Annotated in this window: 14 protein-coding genes, 1 tRNA gene and 1 pseudogene; 10 read left to right on the top strand and 6 right to left on the bottom strand. The window is 43.7% G+C overall.

The genetic code is table 11. The features are described from left to right. Positions 1-5 precede the first annotated feature (5 nt). Positions 6-81, top strand: a tRNA-Trp gene (locus PSE69_RS18975). Positions 82-223: 142 nt separating this feature from the next. Here PSE69_RS18975 and PSE69_RS18970 read toward each other — a convergent pair. Continuing rightward, positions 224-1,018: pseudogene (locus PSE69_RS18970) on the bottom strand (transposase). Between the two features lie 240 nt (positions 1,019-1,258). After that, the gene (hdfR, locus tag PSE69_RS18965; RefSeq protein ID WP_004915423.1) at positions 1,259-2,104 is read right to left on the bottom strand and encodes an HTH-type transcriptional regulator HdfR; all 846 of its coding nucleotides are present in this window, start codon (positions 2,102-2,104) and stop codon (positions 1,259-1,261) included. Between the two features lie 111 nt (positions 2,105-2,215). Between hdfR and PSE69_RS18960 the strand changes: the two genes are divergently transcribed. Next, positions 2,216-2,554, top strand: a complete 339-nt coding sequence (locus PSE69_RS18960; RefSeq protein WP_004915426.1) for a DUF413 domain-containing protein — start codon at positions 2,216-2,218, stop codon at positions 2,552-2,554. 184 nt (positions 2,555-2,738) lie between these two features. On the opposite strand, the gene PSE69_RS18955 is transcribed toward PSE69_RS18960, so the two are convergent. Beyond that, positions 2,739-4,265, bottom strand: a complete 1,527-nt coding sequence (locus tag PSE69_RS18955; RefSeq protein ID WP_004915428.1) for a YifB family Mg chelatase-like AAA ATPase — start codon at positions 4,263-4,265, stop codon at positions 2,739-2,741. A 479-nt stretch (positions 4,266-4,744) separates the two neighbouring features. Between PSE69_RS18955 and ilvL the strand changes: the two genes are divergently transcribed. The 6 genes from ilvL to ilvA all read left to right on the top strand — a co-directional run bounded on the left by ilvL (position 4,745) and on the right by ilvA (position 11,327). Further along, a complete protein-coding gene (ilvL, locus tag PSE69_RS18950) occupies positions 4,745-4,846 on the top strand; it encodes an ilv operon leader peptide (protein WP_071599630.1) in 102 nt (33 codons plus the stop codon). A 133-nt stretch (positions 4,847-4,979) separates the two neighbouring features. Then, the gene (ilvG, locus tag PSE69_RS18945) at positions 4,980-6,626 is read left to right on the top strand and encodes an acetolactate synthase 2 catalytic subunit (protein WP_004915430.1); all 1,647 of its coding nucleotides are present in this window, start codon (positions 4,980-4,982) and stop codon (positions 6,624-6,626) included. Further along, positions 6,623-6,892 carry an acetolactate synthase 2 small subunit gene (gene ilvM, locus PSE69_RS18940; RefSeq protein WP_004915433.1) on the top strand — a complete coding sequence of 90 codons (270 nt, stop codon included), beginning with the start codon at positions 6,623-6,625 and terminating at the stop codon, positions 6,890-6,892. Before ilvG ends, ilvM begins: the two co-directional genes overlap by 4 nt. Before the next feature lie 12 nt (positions 6,893-6,904). After that, the gene (locus tag PSE69_RS18935) at positions 6,905-7,831 is read left to right on the top strand and encodes a branched-chain amino acid transaminase (protein WP_004915437.1); all 927 of its coding nucleotides are present in this window, start codon (positions 6,905-6,907) and stop codon (positions 7,829-7,831) included. Between the two features lie 65 nt (positions 7,832-7,896). Beyond that, the gene (gene ilvD, locus PSE69_RS18930) at positions 7,897-9,747 is read left to right on the top strand and encodes a dihydroxy-acid dehydratase (RefSeq protein WP_121875152.1); all 1,851 of its coding nucleotides are present in this window, start codon (positions 7,897-7,899) and stop codon (positions 9,745-9,747) included. A gap of 5 nt (positions 9,748-9,752) precedes the next feature. Continuing rightward, the gene (gene ilvA, locus PSE69_RS18925) at positions 9,753-11,327 is read left to right on the top strand and encodes a threonine ammonia-lyase, biosynthetic (protein ID WP_171831062.1); all 1,575 of its coding nucleotides are present in this window, start codon (positions 9,753-9,755) and stop codon (positions 11,325-11,327) included. On the opposite strand, the gene ilvY is transcribed toward ilvA, so the two are convergent. Next, entirely contained in the window at positions 11,319-12,215 is an 897-nt protein-coding gene (gene ilvY / locus PSE69_RS18920) for an HTH-type transcriptional activator IlvY (RefSeq protein WP_121875151.1), read from the bottom strand. The two genes, ilvA and ilvY, sit on opposite strands and share 9 nt — an antisense overlap. 178 nt (positions 12,216-12,393) lie before the next feature. On the opposite strand from ilvY, the gene ilvC reads away from it, so the two are divergent. Both ilvC and rep read left to right on the top strand, forming a co-directional pair. Further along, on the top strand, positions 12,394-13,869 hold the full coding sequence (gene ilvC / locus PSE69_RS18915; protein ID WP_014657279.1) for a ketol-acid reductoisomerase: 1,476 nt from the start codon (positions 12,394-12,396) through the stop codon (positions 13,867-13,869). Between the two features lie 262 nt (positions 13,870-14,131). Beyond that, a complete protein-coding gene (gene rep, locus PSE69_RS18910; RefSeq protein WP_004915452.1) occupies positions 14,132-16,153 on the top strand; it encodes a DNA helicase Rep in 2,022 nt (673 codons plus the stop codon). A 46-nt stretch (positions 16,154-16,199) separates the two neighbouring features. On the opposite strand, the gene gppA is transcribed toward rep, so the two are convergent. Together gppA and PSE69_RS18900 are read right to left on the bottom strand one after the other, a co-directional pair. Beyond that, entirely contained in the window at positions 16,200-17,705 is a 1,506-nt protein-coding gene (gppA, locus tag PSE69_RS18905) for a guanosine-5'-triphosphate,3'-diphosphate diphosphatase (RefSeq protein WP_004915455.1), read from the bottom strand. Positions 17,706-17,716: 11 nt separating this feature from the next. Beyond that, positions 17,717-18,543, bottom strand: an 827-nt coding sequence (locus tag PSE69_RS18900; protein WP_272675317.1) for a helicase-related protein, incomplete at its 5' end; no start/stop codon positions are given.

Here is an 18,543-nt window from a genome sequence, read left to right as displayed (position 1 = left end):
AATTTAGGGGCGTAGTTCAATTGGTAGAGCACCGGTCTCCAAAACCGGGTGTTGGGAGTTCGAGCCTCTCCGCCCCTGCCAGTTACCAATTAAGTAAAAACAAAAGAAGTATCTTATTGATAACCCGATTACTTTAATCGGGTTTTTCTTTATGCAAAAATCGATAATTCCTACCTAAATTTGCGACCTATTCCTGTTATTTCTAAGTTAACTAGAGATCGGTTTAAGCCATTATTTGAAGCCCTGTTTTCTCGACATTTGAAATATTCAGGATGACTTTTTCGGTTTCAAACAATAGGTAAAACCGCCCAGTGAATTCAACATGAATCCATGCAAACTACGATGGTGAGAATGTTCAATCTGCGTAATATTTTTTAGCTGATCATTAATTGTTTCAATAATGAATCGATTAGCGATCATCGCTCTATCTCAGGCCACTAATAATTTTGGCTTCATATTTTTGCGTTGTCCTGTAACCAATGTTATTCCTTCCATCTTTAAATCTTCAGTTAATGCTTTGCTGATGTAAGTTCCGCGGCAACAATCTCATCAAGATGGTTAACGATGATGTGCTGCTTGAAACCGTAGAACCATTCTATCGTCTCTTTTCCTCTGGCCGCCGAGTTTTTAAAAAACCGATGTTTTGGGATCCGTAGGTTGTGGCACACTTTAATACTGGTAATAAACTCGATACCTGTTGGTTGACCTTTTAGATGGGTAAAGAAGGAACGTAATGGCACTCAACCCTTCGATATGACGTCAAAAAAACGCGTGTAGCTCAATAAGGTTGGAAAGTCTTTTTTGTGGTATACCACAATGAACCCAATATAAAAATGCTTCAAATCACGATGATGAGACATAGGGAATGCAATGATGATGGTCATAATTCCACTGCTTGTCATTCTTGTTTGGTGTAGCCGCTGACCTTTACCACTTTCAATCAAGTATTTTTGCCATTGTGGGATGAAAAATTTGCAAAATCATCGATATGACAAAATAAGTTAACTAAATTATGCATAGTGGATTCCTTGGTGAACAGTGATTTTTTGGTCGAAAGATCTGATCACCGAACCTACTTTTCGTTCCCTTCTTTTTTATTTTTCTTATCTCGAGTTCAGGTTAAGTTATTGGCTTGAATTGAAATAGCCCTGTCGTATGAGAGATTATTATGCGTAAGAGGCTAAATTAAAGAGGCTGATAAGAAAAAACGCCCGACAGTATTATCGAGCGTAGTTAAAACTGATAAGTAGTTAGTCAGTTATGACGTAGGGGCTAATTGTGCGTTTTTAATGGGGGTTTTTATTAATTGATTAATCAATGCTTGTTGATCGTTCTTTTGTAACCAGACGGCGTAGAGTGGTTTTGTAATTACGGTCTCTGAGAGCGTTTTGAGTCCAGGGTACTGAATACTCCAGTGAGACGGTAAAAACGCGGCAGAAAGTGATACAGGCAGTAATTGACGAGCAATGTGTGCAGATGTCGTGATCATAACTGGCGAATCATCGGGCGTAAGGCTTGCGTCATTTTGAGGTTGAAAATCGGCACTCCACTCTAATTTGATATAATTATAATTTGTTAAAGCGATATTTTTTTGTGAGGCCATTAATTGAAGCTCAATAGTGCCTATGATGGTGCTTTCGAACTCATCCATTTTTGGCGGTTCAGTGGCAATTAATAAATCTAGCTCTCTCGAATGCAGTTGTTTCACCAGTGACTGCCGAGTCGAAACTCTCGCCTCTAAACGTAATTCATCATGCTGTTCATACAGTGATTGCATCCAATCGGTAAGGTAGCCTTCCCATAATGATGCGGTAGCACCTATCGACAATTCAGTATGCTGTGAAGCATGGGAGATCTCTTTTTTGGCTTGTAGCCATGTATTCATTAAGGATTCAGCGTAAGGAACTAAGCGCTCCCCAGCAGCCGTTAGCCTAATATTATTGCGGTGTCGCGTGAATAGGTTTGTACCGAGCTGTGTTTCGAGTTGCCGGATGCGAAAACTGACAGCTGATTGCGTTAAATAGAGTGATTCTGCGGCTCGGCCGAAGTGTCTGGTTCTACTGACTTCCAAAAATGTTTTTAATAACTCAGTATCCACATACATCTCCAATAATTTTTGTCGTGATGATTTAAATGTTTTGTTTTACAGATTGTCAATGCTGTCTAATACTCCGCGCCATAAAGAGTTGACAGTAATAAGTTAGGAGTGTGTCAGATGGCAGAAAGCTTCATCACGACTAATCGTTTTTTTGACAATAAACATTACCCACGTGGCTTTTCTCGTCATGGTGATTTTACCATCAAGGAAGCTCAGTTACTCGAGCGCCATGGCCAAGCTTTTTCTGAGCTTGATTCCGGCAAACGTGCAGCACAAACCGACGAAGAAAAACTTTTCGTTGCGGTTTGCCGCGGCGAAAGGGAACCTGTAACTCCTGAAGAAAAAGTGTGGGCGAAATATTCTAGCCGCATAAATCGTCCGAAACGCTTCCATACTCTCTCTGGCGGTAAGCCTCAGATAGACCCTTCGGATGACTATACAGATACAGACGATTAATATCATCAATATATTTAGAGGGGCTTACAGGCCCCTTAACTTATATGCGTTATAGTCACGTAAAGTAACGAAGCTGACTTTCTAAATCTCTCTATGAGGCCAGTGTAATAAGCGCTGCTACATCATCGTAGATTCATTTAGAGTGTACGCTTATGCCACTATCATTCACCACCTCTCCAACTACTCAGCTTACTTGTTTTTGCAAATGAAGCAATAACTTATCCATCGCTCTATAACCGAGAGCTTCGAGAAGATGAGGTTTTTCGATATTATTGGTATTTTGTAAGTCGGCAATAGTTCGAGCGACTCTTAAAATGCGATGCCAAGCGCGTATCGATAACCCAAGTTTGTTTAAGGCATGCTCCAAAAAAAGTGAATCTTTGGATGTAAGTTGGCATAGGTTTGTCGTTTCTCTGGCGGTTAATTGGCTATTGAGTTTCCCCATTCTTTTCATTTGTATCTCTCTTGCAAGTATGACTCTAGCGCGGATTTGCTCACTATTTTCGCTTTGATACTGTTGATGACTGAGTGTACCCAACGGAAGCAGCGGTATTTCAATAGACAGATCAAATCGATCAAGAAAAGGACCTGAAACGCGTGATAAGTAGCGTAAGATTTTCGTGGAGGAGCTTCGGCAGTAATCACCTTGATATTGGCCTGTAGGGCTTGGGTTCAGTGCGGCGATGAGTTGAAAGTTGGCTGGGAAACACACTTTTGCTTTAGCGCGGGAAATAATAACTTGCCTTGATTCAAGTGGCTCACGTAATGCGTCAAGTACAGAGCGGCTAAACTCAGGCAATTCATCCAGAAATAAAATGCCATTATGGGCTAATGATATTTCACCGGGTTTAGGAAGGCTCCCTCCACCAATGAGTGCTGCCATTGACGCGCTATGGTGAGGAGCTCTAAAGGGTCTAGGAGGCCAAGGAGAAGTTAAATCGCTTGAATGGCATAGGCTATGTATAGAGGCGACTTCTAGGGCTTCCTGTGGCGTTAGGGACGGTAGTAATGTTTTTAGGCGACTTGCTAGCATCGTTTTTCCTGTGCCAGGAGGGCCTAATAACAATAAGTTGTGCCCACCACTTGCACAGATCTCTAACGCTCTTTTTCCCTGCTCTTGTCCAATAATATCGCTAATATTCCCGTCGCAAATGGGGGGCTCAGGGATTTCGGTCGGATGGAAATTACCTGATAATGTCATTTTCTCGTATAAAAAATGACAAAGTTCTAATAATGTTCCTGCAAACTTAACACTATTATCAGGTAATAAATTCAGCTCATATTGATTTTCAGATGAAAGAACGAGTTGCCTTTTTTGTGTTAATGCCGCGAGTGCGGCAGGGATAGCACCATTCACATGGCGAATATGACCAGACAAAGCGAGTTCACCGAGAAATTCATACTGATGAAGTATTTTTGTAGGCACTTGGCCTGATGACGCTAAGATAGCGATTGCTATCGCAAGATCGTAACGTCCCCCTTCTTTCGGGAGATCGGCAGGGGCTAAGTTAATCGTCATTTTTTTTGCAGGGAATTCAAAACCGCTGTTTAATAATGCGCTCCGTACTCTATCTCTCGATTCTTTTACAGCCGTTTCAGGTAAACCTACAAGTGTCAATCCAGGTAGCCCATTACTAATATGTGCTTCAACAGTAACCAGTGGCGCATTCATTCCTATCGATGCTCTTGTATACACAATTGCTAATGCCATATCTCCTCCCTTGAATAAACAGAGTAATATTCTGTTGAATAAAGAGCCGTTTCAATGGCTCTTTTTAAGGATGAGAGTGGGAAGGGAAACTTAAATGTAAAATATTTGCCACGGATTAAATTTTTGCGAAGGTGGTCGTAAAACTATTATTAATTAATATGTTATATGATATTAATTTATAGATAATAGAAATTAATTGAGAAGGAATTTTTTTAAAGATGAGGTGTAAATTAAAATTAATATCATCAATACAACGCTTGCTTGTTGGAATATCAGGCTGCGTATAATGGCTTCGCTATATGTATTTGCTGTAAATTCTATAAAACACTAGTTATTTATTCTGTTTGTTTTTTATCTATCTGATTTATATTGAAATATATTTTTTGATAATAAAAATTTAAAATAAAAGTTGTCAAAGTAATTTTAAAATGATACCTCTTTAATATAGATAACGAATAATACAGCGAAAGACAGAACCGATGAACGCATTTTTCCGAGTGATTAGCCTAATTATTATCAGCGTGGTGGTGATTATTATCCCACCGTGCGGGGCTGCACTTGGACGACGAAGGCTAAATTAGTAGCCAGATCTCACGAGAACCCCGCACCGAAAGGCGCGGGGTTTTTTTTGACGTAAAGTTTAGCAACATCATCAAACCTAAAAAAACAAAATAAATACAAATAGATAAATTAATTGGAAGACAGGAGAAAAGCATGAATGGGGCACAGTGGTTAGTTCAAGCATTGCGGACGCAGGGAGTGGAGACTGTTTTTGGCTATCCGGGAGGCGCTATCATGCCAGTGTATGACGCGCTGTATGATGGCGGGGTTGAGCATCTGTTGTGTCGCCATGAGCAAGGGGCGGTTATTGCCGCGATTGGTTATGCTCGCTCGACGTCAAAAACAGGAGTTTGTATTGCGACATCAGGGCCGGGAGCGACGAATTTAATCACTGGGTTAGCGGATGCTTTGTTAGATTCTGTGCCTGTTGTGGCTATCACGGGGCAAGTGAGTTCGGAATTTATTGGCACTGACGCTTTCCAAGAAATCGATGTTTTGGGTTTATCTCTGGCCTGTACTAAGCACAGTTTTTTAGTGGAATCCCTTGAAGACCTGCCTCGCATTGTTGCTGAAGCTTTCGCAATCGCAAATAGTGGTCGCCCAGGACCTGTACTGATTGATATTCCGAAAGATATTCAACTGCAGCAGGCAGATCTCGCGCCGTTTTTAATGCCTGTTGAACAGGATTTACCTATCCAGTCACATGAGGTTGCTGAGGCAAGAGAGTTACTCAAACAGTCGCAAAAACCAATGTTATATATCGGTGGTGGCGTTGGGATGTCAGGTGCGGTTGCCGAGCTAAGACGTTTTATTGATTACACGGGCATTCCTTCTGTGACAACTTTAAAAGGGCTAGGCGCAGTTGCACCTTCGGAGCCATATTATCTCGGAATGCTGGGGATGCATGGTACTAAGGCGGCAAACTTCGCGGTGCAGCGTTGTGATTTATTGATAGCCGTGGGCGCTCGCTTTGATGACCGTGTGACAGGTAAGTTAAATACATTCGCGCCAAATGCCAAAGTCATTCATATCGATATCGACCATGTTGAATTAGATAAATTGCGTCAAACTCACGTCGCTTTATTAGGTGATGCTAAAGCGTTATTACCTGAGTTGATGATGGAAAAAACGATTTCATCTTGGCAGGAAGAGGTACGCCAGCTAAAGCATGAGTTTAGCTGGCGTTACGATCATCCCGGTGATGCTATCTACGCCCCTTTGCTGTTAAAGCAACTGTCTGATCGTATGAAGGCAAATACGGTTATCACGACAGATGTTGGGCAGCATCAAATGTGGTCGGCCCAACATATCGCGGTTGATGCACCTGAAGATTTTATTACTTCTAGTGGTTTGGGAACCATGGGCTTTGGTATTCCAGCCGCGATTGGCGCACAAGTGGCTCGTCCGGAAGACACTGTGGTTTGTGTCTCTGGAGATGGTTCTTTCATGATGAATGTACAAGAGCTTGGCACCATTAAACGTAAACAACTACCCGTTAAAATTTTATTGTTAGATAACCAGCGGTTAGGCATGGTTCGTCAGTGGCAAGAGCTGTTTTTTGAACAGCGCTATAGCGAAACGATTTTAACCGATAACCCTGATTTTGTGGCTTTGGCTCGGGCTTTTGATATCCCAGGGCGACGCATTACCTCAAAATCTGAAGTTGACGCAGCGCTTGATGAGTTACTCAACAGTGAAGGCGCTTATCTGTTACAGGTCTCAATAAATGAATTAGAGAACGTCTGGCCGTTGGTTCCACCAGGGGCGAGCAATGAAAAAATGATGGAGAAACCGTTATGATGCAACATCAACTCGCAATACTGGCCCGTTTCCGTCCTGAGGTTTTAGAGCGTATATTACGGGTGACTCGCCATCGTGGATTCCAAATCAGTTCGATGACTATGGATCATATGCCGGATGGTGATAATGTAAATATCGAAATGACCGTGAACAGCCAGCGTCCATTAGCTCAGTTATATGCTCAGTTAACTAAGCTGTCTGATGTTTCGGAAGTTGAAATAAGAGAACAAGAATCACGACTATTACGCACACAAAGTGCAATGTAAGGAATAAATAAAATGACTAAGAAAGCTGACTATATTTGGTTTAACGGTGAAATGACGCCATGGGCCGATGCAAAAGTACACGTTATGTCTCATGCTTTGCATTATGGTACATCGGTATTTGAAGGCGTCCGTTGCTATGATTCTCACAAGGGGCCTGTTGTTTTCCGCCATCGTGAGCACATGCAGCGTTTGCGTGACTCTGCAAAAATCTACCGTATGCCTGTCAGCTATAGCGTTGATGAGCTGATGGAAGCATGCCGTGAAACGTTACGTAAAAATAACTTAGTCAGTGCCTATATTCGTCCATTAGTCTTTATTGGTGATGTTGGTATGGGGGTTAATCCTCCAGATGGTTATAAAACAGATGTCATCATGGCGGCTTTCCCATGGGGGGCCTATTTAGGCGAAGAAGCTTTAGATCAAGGAATTGATGCTATGGTTTCCTCATGGAACCGCGTTGCAGCAAATACCATTCCTACTGGAGCAAAAGCGGGTGGTAACTATTTATCGTCGCTACTTGTTGGCAGTGAAGCACGTCGTCATGGCTATCAAGAGGGAATTGCATTAGATGTTAATGGTTATTTATCTGAAGGGGCGGGTGAAAATATTTTTGAAGTGAAAGATGGCATTTTATTTACACCACCATTCACATCTTCTGCACTGCCGGGGATCACACGTGATGCGATCTTAACATTAGCGAAGGATATGGGCATTGAAGTTCGTGAACAAACCTTATCACGTGAGTCTTTATACCTTGCTGATGAAGTGTTTATGACCGGAACCGCAGCTGAAATCACGCCAGTACGTAGTGTGGATGGCATTCAAGTGGGTATTGGTCGCTGTGGCCCTATGACCAAAAAGATCCAGCAAGCCTTCTTTGGTTTGTTTGATGGTACAACAGAAGATAAATGGGGTTGGTTAGATCCAGTTAACCCTTAATAACAAATACAGACAGATTTACAGGCGGTCGTTCCCCGCCTGTTTTAAAACACGGGAGTAAAGATATGCCGAAGTACCGTTCAGCAACCACCACCCATGGCCGTAATATGGCAGGCGCACGTGCATTATGGCGTGCCACCGGTATGACCGATGCTGATTTTGGAAAACCGATTATCGCAGTTGTTAACTCATTTACACAATTTGTACCGGGCCATGTGCATTTGCGTGACCTTGGCAAACTTGTCGCTGAGCAGATCGAAGCGGCAGGGGGTGTCGCTAAAGAGTTTAATACAATCGCTGTCGATGATGGCATTGCAATGGGGCATGGCGGGATGCTTTATTCCTTACCTTCCCGTGAGTTAATTGCAGATTCAGTCGAATATATGGTGAATGCTCATTGTGCAGATGCCATGGTATGTATCTCTAACTGTGACAAAATCACACCGGGTATGTTAATGGCATCATTACGCCTAAATATCCCTGTTATTTTTGTTTCAGGTGGTCCTATGGAAGCTGGGAAAACCAAGCTTTCAGATCAAATTATCAAGTTAGACTTAGTGGATGCGATGATCCAAGGCGCGAATCCTAATGTAAGCGATGCGGACAGCGAACAAATTGAACGCTCTGCTTGCCCAACATGCGGCTCTTGCTCAGGTATGTTTACCGCTAACTCAATGAACTGTTTAACCGAAGCATTAGGGTTATCGCAACCAGGAAATGGGTCATTACTTGCGACCCATGCTGACCGTAAAGCGTTATTCATCAATGCTGGTAAGCGTATTGTTGAATTAACTAAGCGCTATTATGAGCAAGATGATGAAAGTGCATTGCCGCGTAATATCGCTAATAAATCCGCTTTTGAAAATGCGATGACATTGGATATTGCGATGGGGGGGTCAACCAATACGGTTTTACACCTGTTAGCAGCGGCTCAAGAAGCCGATGTTGATTTCACAATGGCAGATATTGACCGTTTGTCACGCAAAGTTCCGCATTTATGTAAAGTTGCGCCGAGCACCCAAAAATATCATATGGAAGATGTTCATCGTGCTGGTGGTGTTATTGGTATTTTAGGTGAGTTAAGCCGAGCAGGCCTGCTACAGCATAATGTTAAAAATATTTTAGGCCTGACACTTAAGCAGACACTTGAGCAATATGATGTGATGTTGACGCAAGATGAAGCCGTTAAGTCGATGTTTTCGGCGGGGCCTGCGGGTATTCGAACAACACAAGCCTTTTCGCAAAACTGTCGCTGGCCTTCTCTCGACACTGACCGTGAAAATGGCTGTATCCGTAATATAGAGCACGCCTACAGTTTAGATGGGGGCTTAGCGGTACTTGCGGGGAACATCGCGGAAGATGGCTGTATTGTGAAAACCGCAGGTGTTGATGAAGGTAGTTTAACTTTCCGTGGGCCTGCGAAGGTTTATGAAAGCCAAGATGATGCTGTAGAAGCCATTTTAGGCGGTAAGGTTGTTGAAGGGGATGTGGTTGTTATTCGCTATGAAGGCCCGAAAGGTGGCCCAGGCATGCAAGAAATGTTGTACCCAACCTCATACCTTAAATCAATGGGATTAGGGAAAACCTGTGCGCTCATTACGGATGGCCGCTTCTCAGGAGGAAGCTCCGGGTTATCCATTGGTCATATTTCACCTGAAGCCGCTAGTGGTGGATTGTTGGCATTGGTAAAAGATGGCGACATTATTGATATCGATATTCCAAAGAGAACGATAGCACTTGATGTTGATGATAATGAGCTGAATAAACGCCGAGAAGCGGAATTGGCGCGTGGTGATAAAGCGTATACGCCACGTAATCGTCAGCGTGAGGTCTCTTTTGCATTGCGTGCCTACGCATCTCTTGCAACGAGTGCAGATAAGGGCGCTGTACGCGATAAATCTAAGCTGGGAGGCTAATGACGGTGGCTGCTGCAAAACCATTACCCTCTGCACCTACGGGTGCTGATTATTTAAAAGCGGCGCTCAGTGCGCCGGTTTATGAAGTGGCTCAGGTCACCCCATTGCAAGAGATGAGAAAAGTGTCTGCTCGCATGGGAAATACGATTTTAGTTAAACGTGAAGATAGGCAGCCTGTTCATAGCTTTAAGTTGCGTGGTGCTTACGCCATGATTGCTGGATTGACCGATGAGCAAAAAGCGAAAGGTGTGGTTACCGCTTCTGCGGGGAACCATGCACAAGGCGTTGCATTATCGGCCAGTCGTGTTGGCGTGAAAGCAAAGATTGTCATGCCTGTGGCAACCGCAGATATTAAGGTCGACGCGGTACGTAATTTCGGTGGTGAAGCCATTTTGCATGGGGCAAATTTTGATGAAGCGAAAGCCAAAGCCATCGAAATGGCGACAAATGAGGGGTACACCTTTGTTCCCCCTTTTGATCACCCTTCTGTGATTGCAGGGCAAGCCACAATAGCATTGGAGTTGTTACAGCAAGATGCGCATCTTGATCGCATTTTTGTCCCCGTCGGTGGTGGTGGCCTGATTGCTGGCGTAGCGGTTCTGATCAAGCAATTGATGCCTGAGATTAAAATTATCGGCGTTGAAGCCGAAGACGCGGCATGTTTGAAAGCCGCATTGGCAGCGGGGCATCCGGTTGACTTGCCTCGAGTTGGCTTATTTGCTGAAGGCGTTGCGGTGAAGCGTATTGGCGATGAAACATTCCGTCTTTGCCAAAAATATGTGGATGATGTGATCACCGTAGACAGTGACGCGATTTGTGCGGCGTTGAAAGATATTTTTGAGGATGTGCGTGCGATTGCTGAGCCATCTGGAGCATTAGCACTAGCAGGCTTAAAAAAATATGTGCAACTGCACAACATTAAAGGCGAGCGTCTTGCACATGTTTTATCCGGTGCAAATATGAATTTCCATGGCCTGCGTTATGTTTCAGAGCGATGCGAAATTGGTGAGCAACGGGAGGCACTTCTTGCGGTCACGATCCCTGAACAAAAAGGCAGCTTTTTGCGTTTCTGCCAGTTATTAGGCCATCGTGCAGTCACTGAGTTTAATTATCGTTATACCGATGCAGATCCTGACCGTGCTTGTATCTTTGTGGGGGTGAGGTTAAGCGGTGGCGAAAACGAACGAAGTGAAATTATTCAAGAGTTGCAACAACATGGCTATGAAGTTGCCGACCTATCCGATGATGAAATGGCGAAATTACATGTACGTTATATGATTGGTGGTCGACCATCGAAGCCATTGGAGGAGCGCCTTTATAGTTTTGAGTTCCCAGAATCACCGGGGGCATTGTTAAAATTCTTAGAGACTCTGGGGACGTATTGGAATATTACACTGTTCCATTATCGTAGCCATGGCACTGATTATGGTCGTGTGTTAGCGGCGTTTGAGTTATCAGGTCCTGAGGTGCGTTTCGATAGGCACCTTGATGCGCTAGGTTATGAATATCATGATGAAACAGGGAACCCGTCATTTAGGTTCTTTTTAGCCCCCCAAAGCTCACCGCAAACATTAGATTGAGTGGTCGGGCAACAATTGCCAAAATGATTTGATGAGTGGTTCACTTAGGCGTTTGCTAAGCGAGCAAACGCCTAGCTCAAAGGGTTCAACCAGCGAAATATTGTCGAGTTGTAATATACGGCTGCGAACTGGCTCAGGGCTGTTATCAACAACGACGCTTGGTATCAAGGCAATACCACAGCCGAGTGCGACCATTGACACGATAGCTTCATGGCCTGAGACAGTTGCATAGATCACGGGATTATTGATGTGATGACGGCGAAACCAGAGTTCGATACGTTTTCGTGATGGTCCGTGTTCAGGCAGAATAAACGGGATCGCATTCCAGTCGGGCTGCTCTTCGGTAGCCATGGTTCGAACAGCACAAGGTAGTGCGGGGGCGATCAGTACCAATGGGATTTCACCAATTTTAGTAAACCTTACATTATCAGGAAGGCGTTCTGGTTTACCTGCGATCCCAAGGTCAGCTTCCTTGGTTTCTACTTTGTCGACAGCATCGGCCGCATCACCAGTGGTGAGTTTTATTTCTACCAGTGGATGCAGTGCGCGGAATTTATCCAGAATTTGTGGCAAGTGGCTATACGCGGCAGTGACAGAGCAAAAAAGGCGCAGTTCACCCGTAAGAGAAGGGCTTTGCTGGTTAAGGGCATGCTGGAGTTGTTGATATTGTAATAAGGTTTGTTGAGCAAATTGTTTAAGGTGCTCACCCGCTTGGGTCAGTTTTACCGACCGATTATCACGAATAAAAAGTGGATGCCCTAGCTGCTCTTCTAAGCGTTGAATTTGCCGCGATAAAGTGGATGGACTGACATACATCGCCTTAGAGGTTCGACCAAAATGGCAACTTTCTGCTAAATGAAGAAATAGCTTTAAATCACGGATATCCATTTTTGTTTCAGCCTTAAGTTAAGTCAAAAGAGCGTTGCATAATATGCAACATTGTATTGTTAATATATCAATTTAAGCAATGCGAATCATCGCATATAGTAAAACCATAAACGCTAAATAGAAAAGCGACAGGCAGATGCCTGAAATAACGAACACAACAGAACAACGGAGTAAGACAATGGCGAATTATTTTAATACTTTGAATCTGCGTCAGCAGTTAGAGCAGTTAGGCAAATGTCGTTTCATGAAGCGCGAAGAGTTCGCGGATGAAGCAGGATACCTGAAAGGTAAAAAAATCGTCATCGTCGGTTGTGGTGCTCAAGGTTTAAACCAAGGCCTAAATATGCGTGATTCAGGTCTGGATATTGCTTACGCATTACGTGCTGAAGCGATCGCTGAAAAACGTGCATCATGGCGTAAAGCGACAGAAAACGGTTTTAAAGTCGGTACTTATGAAGAATTGATCCCTGAAGCGGATTTGGTCATTAACTTAACGCCAGACAAGCAGCACTCAGCGGTCGTTCGCGCTGTTCAGCCAATGATGAAGCAAGGCGCTGCATTAGGTTACTCGCACGGCTTTAACATTGTTGAAGTAGGTGAAGAGATCCGTAAAGATATTACTGTTGTGATGGTTGCTCCAAAGTGCCCAGGTACTGAGGTTCGCGAAGAGTATAAACGTGGTTTCGGTGTGCCAACGCTGATTGCTGTTCACCCTGAAAATGACCCTAAAGGTGAAGGTCTGGCTATTGCGAAAGCATGGGCTGCGGCAACTGGCGGACATCGTGCTGGTGTACTGGAGTCATCATTCGTTGCAGAAGTTAAATCTGACTTGATGGGTGAACAAACCATCCTGTGTGGTATGTTGCAAGCGGGCGCTCTACTTTGTTATGACAAGATGGTTGCTGATGGTGTTGAGCCAGGCTATGCCGGTAAATTAATCCAATTCGGTTGGGAAACAATTACCGAAGCATTGAAGCAAGGTGGTATCACGCTGATGATGGATCGTCTGTCAAACCCTGCGAAATTGCGCGCATTTGCACTGTCTGAGCAACTGAAAACAATCATGGCTCCTTTGTTCCAAAAACATATGGATGACATTATTTCTGGTAAATTCTCAGAAACCATGATGGCTGACTGGGCAAATGATGATAAGAATTTGCTGGCTTGGCGTGAAGAAACCGGTAAAACACCATTTGAAAACTACCCTGAATATGAAGGAAAAATCGCTGAGCAAGAGTATTTTGACCACGGTGTTTTGTTAGTTGCAATGGTTAAAGCTGGGGTTGAGTTGGCGTTTGATACTATGCTGGAAGCTGGGATCCTTGAGGAATCCGCTTATTACGAGTCACTGCACGAGCTGCCACTGATAGCCAATACTATCGCTCGTAAACGCCTGTATGAAATGAACGTGGTTATTTCAGATACGGCGGAATATGGTAACTACCTGTTCTCGTTCGCGGCTGTGCCAATGTTGAAAGACTTTATGAGCAAACTGCAAGCGGGAGATTTGGCGAAACCTGTTGCTGATAATGGCACCGATAATGCACAACTGCGTGATGTTAATGAAGCTATCCGTAACCACCCAATTGAGAAAATCGGTAAGACGCTGCGTGGATATATGACAGATATGAAACGCATTTCAGTGGGTGGCTAATTTTTCGTCACACTAGCACTATTCGCCGTTTTCCTTTAACGCGAATAGTTTAGAAAAATATATTAGATATAAAATAATATCGTATTGAAAACCGTGTTGTTCTGAATGACACGGTTTTTTTGTTTTTCAGACTCGACCGTCACAGATAGAAATATGCAGTTAAATGGATACATGATGGTTTAGCCGTTTTTATGCGCCGAGTGCTTTCTGCTACAATCGACAACAATCTGTCTTTTTGAAAATAACCTGATCTAGAGAAACCATGCGATTAAATCCAAGCCAGCAGCAGGCTGTTGAATTTGTGGATGGCCCATGCCTTGTATTGGCTGGTGCCGGCTCGGGAAAAACCCGAGTGATAACGAATAAAATAGCACACCTGATCCGCCAATGTGGCTATCAACCACGTCAAATTGCGGCGGTCACCTTTACCAATAAAGCCGCTCGTGAAATGAAAGAGCGTGTCGCACAAACATTGGGGCGGAAAGAAGCTCGAGGGTTAATTATCTCTACATTTCATACCTTGGGCTTGGAGATCATTAAACGTGAATATAAGGCGTTAGGTATTAAGGCTAATTTTTCTCTGTTTGATGATCAGGACCAAATGGCATTGCTCAAAGAGCTCACTTTTGATCTGCTAGAGGAAGATAAAGATCTTTTGCAGCAACTGATCTCATCGATCTCGAATTGGAAAAATGATCTGTTAGCACCAGAGCAGGTGTTGGCGAAAGTGAGAAGTGAGAAAGAGCATCGTTTTGCAGAGTGTTATCGTCGTTACGAATTGCATTTAAAAAGCTGTAACGTATTGGATTTCGATGATTTGATCAGTAAGCCGACCTTACTTTTATCCCATAACGAAGAGGTGCGGGAGCGTTGGCAACAAAAAATTCGCTATTTGCTGGTGGATGAGTATCAGGATACCAATACAAGCCAATATCAATTAGTTAAATTGCTGGTGGGTCAGCGTGCACGGTTTACGGTAGTTGGCGATGATGACCAATCTATCTACTCTTGGCGTGGTGCTCGCCCACAAAACTTAGTGCTATTGAGTCAGGATTTTCCAAAGTTAAATGTGATTAAGTTGGAGCAAAACTATCGTTCATCGGAGCGCATACTAAAAGCAGCCAATATTTTGATTGCAAATAACCCCCACGTATTTGAGAAAAAATTATTTTCGACACTAGGTTATGGGGCACCACTTAAGGTTATTACGGCCAATAATGAAGATCATGAAGCTGAAAGAGTTATCGGTGAATTGATAGCGCATCACTTTATTAATAAAACACAATATAAAGATTATGCCATTTTGTATCGCGGTAACCATCAATCGCGTATCTTTGAAAAAATGTTGATGCAAAACCGTATTCCTTACCGTATTTCGGGGGGAACATCATTCTTTTCTCGCCCAGAAATCAAAGATTTATTAGCGTATTTGCGAGTCATCACTAACCCTGAAGATGACAGTGCTTTTTTGCGCATTGTGAATACGCCACGCCGTGAAATTGGGCCAAAAACGATCCAAAAATTAGGTGAATGGGCTAATCAACGCGGTAAAAGTTTATATCAAGCTAGTTTTGATTTAGGACTGGAGCAAACATTAACAGGCAAAGGATTAACCGCGCTACAGCAGTTCACACGTTGGATGGAGAAAATTGTTCAACAGTCTGAGCGTGAGCCATTATTGGCCGTGCGTGATTTACTGCGTGAAATGGACTATGAAAGTTGGCTCTATGAAACTTCGGCAAGTACGAAAGCTGCTGAGATGCGAATGAAAAACGTCAATCAGTTGTTTACATGGATGAGTGAAATGATTGAAGGTGACGACTTGAATGATCCTATGTCATTAGATCAGGTTGTAACGCGTTTTACGCTGCGCGATATGATGGAGCGCGGTGAAGATGATGAAGAATCAGATCAAGTGCAATTAATGACATTACACGCATCTAAAGGGCTGGAGTTCCCTTATGTGTTTTTAGTAGGGATGGAAGAGGGGTTGTTACCGCATCAAAGTAGTATTGATGAGGATAACATCGATGAAGAGCGGCGGTTAGCTTATGTTGGAATAACACGGGCACAAAAAGAGCTATTTTTTAGCCATTGCCGTGAACGTCGACAATACGGTGAATTAATCCGCCCTGAGCTAAGTCGCTTTTTATTAGAATTGCCGCAAGATGATTTAGAGTGGGAACAGCAACGAAAAGTGGTGACCGCGGAAGAGCGGATGCAAAAAGGACAATCTGCACTCGCTGATATTAAGGCTCGTTTAGGATTAAATAAGAAAAGCTAGCAGAAATGGCCCCTCACATTCACTGTAACGAATGTGAGGGGGGAAATTAATTGTTGGAGCTATTACGCTCTTCAAGTTTCAAAGGCCAGTTAACATAACCTTGCCACTGAACTTCTTGTTGCAAGTTTTCTGCTCGTAATGGATGCTCTGCGAGCCAGCGGTAAGGCAATACAATCGTCAGAGAATGGGTCTCTGCATGAAGTCGTAATGCTGGCAATGTATCATCTCGCCGACGGCTTGCAAAAAGAATAGCTAATCGCAACAGGCGACATAAATGATAAGCTTGTTGCATGGGTAAAGCATTTTGTTGACTGAGTGTGGCTAGATCAACAGGCCCGTGTTGATTGCGGAGTAATGCAGCCAGTAAGCGCTTTTGTGCAGGAGTAAAGCCAGGAAGGTCAAGGTTAGTGATAAGGTAACTGGCATGCTCCGGCCCTTTGCGGAAGTCAACGCTTAAACCGATTTCATGCAAAGCACAGGCACTTGATAACAAATCACGGCAGCGTAGGTCTAGCTGCCAATTTTTAGAGACCTGTAAAAAGAAATGCTCTGCTAATTGGCTAACGCGGGCAGCTTGCTCGATATCGACTTGAAAGCGACGCTGAATATTACGCAAGGTACGAGCGCGAATATCTTGCTCAATGGGTAATTCAAGCATGCCGTAAACTAACCCTTCACGCAATGCACCACCCGCTAAGGTCATATTATCAATCGATAAAGCTTTAAAAATAGCGATGAGGATAGACAGACCGCTTGGGAATACCAGCGCTCGCTCAAAGGTGAGCCCTTCAATTTCTAACTCTTCAAGCTTGTGGCATTGAATGGCTTTATATTTAAGCTGTTGTAGCTTATCTAAGGTAATCAGCTCATCCATGCCTTGCGCGATCATGATTTCTTGGATGGCTTGAACGGTGCCGGATGCACCAACACAAATTTTCCAACCATGATTTTTTAAGGTATCCGCAATAGGGGCAATCACCGCGTGGGCGGCTAACTCCGCTTGAGTAAAATTCTCCTCGGTGAGTGTGCGATCACTAAAATATTTTTCTAGCCAAGTGACGCAACCCATTTCAAGGCTAAATAGCTGAGTGGCTTTGGCACCGATACCTGTAACCAGCTCGGTACTTCCTCCCCCAATATCAACGACTAAACGCTGATCGGGGCCTCCGGTTGTGTGAGCAACGCCTTGGTAAATTAAGCGCGCCTCTTCTTCTCCTTGAATAACTTTGACGGTATTACCTAGAATTTCACTGGCTTTTTGCACAAAAACATCGGCATTTTTAGCCAGCCGCAATGTTGCAGTCGCGACGACACGGATTTGAGCGCTAGGGATATCTTGTAAGTGCTCTGAAAAGAGCCTCAAACATTGCCAACCGCGCTCCATAGCTTGTTCTGACAGCATATTATTGCCATCTAAACCAGCGGCTAGGCGTACTTTGCGTTTTACTCTCGAAATAATTTGAATACTGCCTGCAACTTCACGAACGATCAGCATATGAAAACTGTTCGAACCTAAATCAATTGCTGCATAGAGAGAAGAAGATTTCAGCATATCGTTATTACTCAGCCTGAACGTTTATGGTTGTTACGTGGGCCATTATGGCGACGTGGCGAATTTGAATTGCGACGAGGCCCTCCTGGACGCGGACGATGGCGGCGTTTCGGAGCAGGAAGGTCAGTTAATAACGCTTCGCTGTTGTACTTACTCACTGGAATCGAATGTTGAATGTACTCTTCGATGGCGGGTAGATTCAAAGCGTACTCTTCACAAGCAAGGCTGATTGAATGACCACTTTCGCCTGCACGACCAGTACGACCAATGCGGTGTACATAGTCTTCACAATCATCAGGTAAGTCATAGTTAAAGACATGGGTAACAGAAGGAATATGTAACCCGCGAGCAGCGACATCGGTCGCAACTAAAATATCGAGATTACCTTGAGTAAACTCTTCTAAAATACGCAGTCGTTTCTTCTGAGCAACATCTCCGGTGAGTAGTCCTACACGATGACCGTCAGCCGCAAGGTGTGCCCAAATCTCATCGCAACGATGTTTGGTATTGGCAAAAATAATACAACGCTCTGGCCACTCTTCTTCAAGCAACGTTTGCAATAAGCGCATTTTCTCTTCATTTGAAGGATAAAACAGCTCTTCTTTAATACGGTGACCCGTTTTTTGTAACGGCTCGACTTCAATATATTCAGGGCTATTCATCTGTTCAAAAGCAAGTTCTCTGACACGGTAAGAGAGCGTAGCTGAAAAGAGTAGGTTTAACCTTTCGGTCACCGTAGGCATGCGACGGAATAACCAACGAATATCTTTAATAAAGCCCAGATCGTACATGCGATCAGCTTCATCTAGAACAACCACTTGTACGGCATTTAAGTCAA

Source organism: Providencia sp. PROV122 (assembly GCF_028482365.1).
GTDB classification, from domain to species: domain Bacteria; phylum Pseudomonadota; class Gammaproteobacteria; order Enterobacterales; family Enterobacteriaceae; genus Providencia; species Providencia stuartii.
The sequence above is the reverse complement of the archived record's forward strand: the minus strand, read 5'-3'. Positions and strand labels throughout refer to the sequence as shown.

Excerpts from the sequence above, each read along its gene's own strand:
- ilvC (WP_014657279.1), top strand. The coding sequence starts at position 12,394 with ATGGCGAATTATTTTAATACTTTGAATCTGCGTCAGCAGTTAGAGCAG.
- gppA (WP_004915455.1), bottom strand. The coding sequence starts at position 17,705 with ATGCTGAAATCTTCTTCTCTCTATGCAGCAATTGATTTAGGTTCGAAC.
- PSE69_RS18935 (WP_004915437.1), top strand. The coding sequence starts at position 6,905 with ATGACTAAGAAAGCTGACTATATTTGGTTTAACGGTGAAATGACGCCA.
- rep (WP_004915452.1), top strand. The coding sequence starts at position 14,132 with ATGCGATTAAATCCAAGCCAGCAGCAGGCTGTTGAATTTGTGGATGGC.
- ilvM (WP_004915433.1), top strand. The coding sequence starts at position 6,623 with ATGATGCAACATCAACTCGCAATACTGGCCCGTTTCCGTCCTGAGGTT.
- ilvD (WP_121875152.1), top strand. The coding sequence starts at position 7,897 with ATGCCGAAGTACCGTTCAGCAACCACCACCCATGGCCGTAATATGGCA.
- hdfR (WP_004915423.1), bottom strand. The coding sequence starts at position 2,104 with ATGTATGTGGATACTGAGTTATTAAAAACATTTTTGGAAGTCAGTAGA.
- PSE69_RS18955 (WP_004915428.1), bottom strand. The coding sequence starts at position 4,265 with ATGGCATTAGCAATTGTGTATACAAGAGCATCGATAGGAATGAATGCG.
- PSE69_RS18960 (WP_004915426.1), top strand. The coding sequence starts at position 2,216 with ATGGCAGAAAGCTTCATCACGACTAATCGTTTTTTTGACAATAAACAT.
- ilvY (WP_121875151.1), bottom strand. The coding sequence starts at position 12,215 with ATGGATATCCGTGATTTAAAGCTATTTCTTCATTTAGCAGAAAGTTGC.
- ilvL (WP_071599630.1), top strand. The coding sequence starts at position 4,745 with ATGAACGCATTTTTCCGAGTGATTAGCCTAATTATTATCAGCGTGGTG.
- ilvG (WP_004915430.1), top strand. The coding sequence starts at position 4,980 with ATGAATGGGGCACAGTGGTTAGTTCAAGCATTGCGGACGCAGGGAGTG.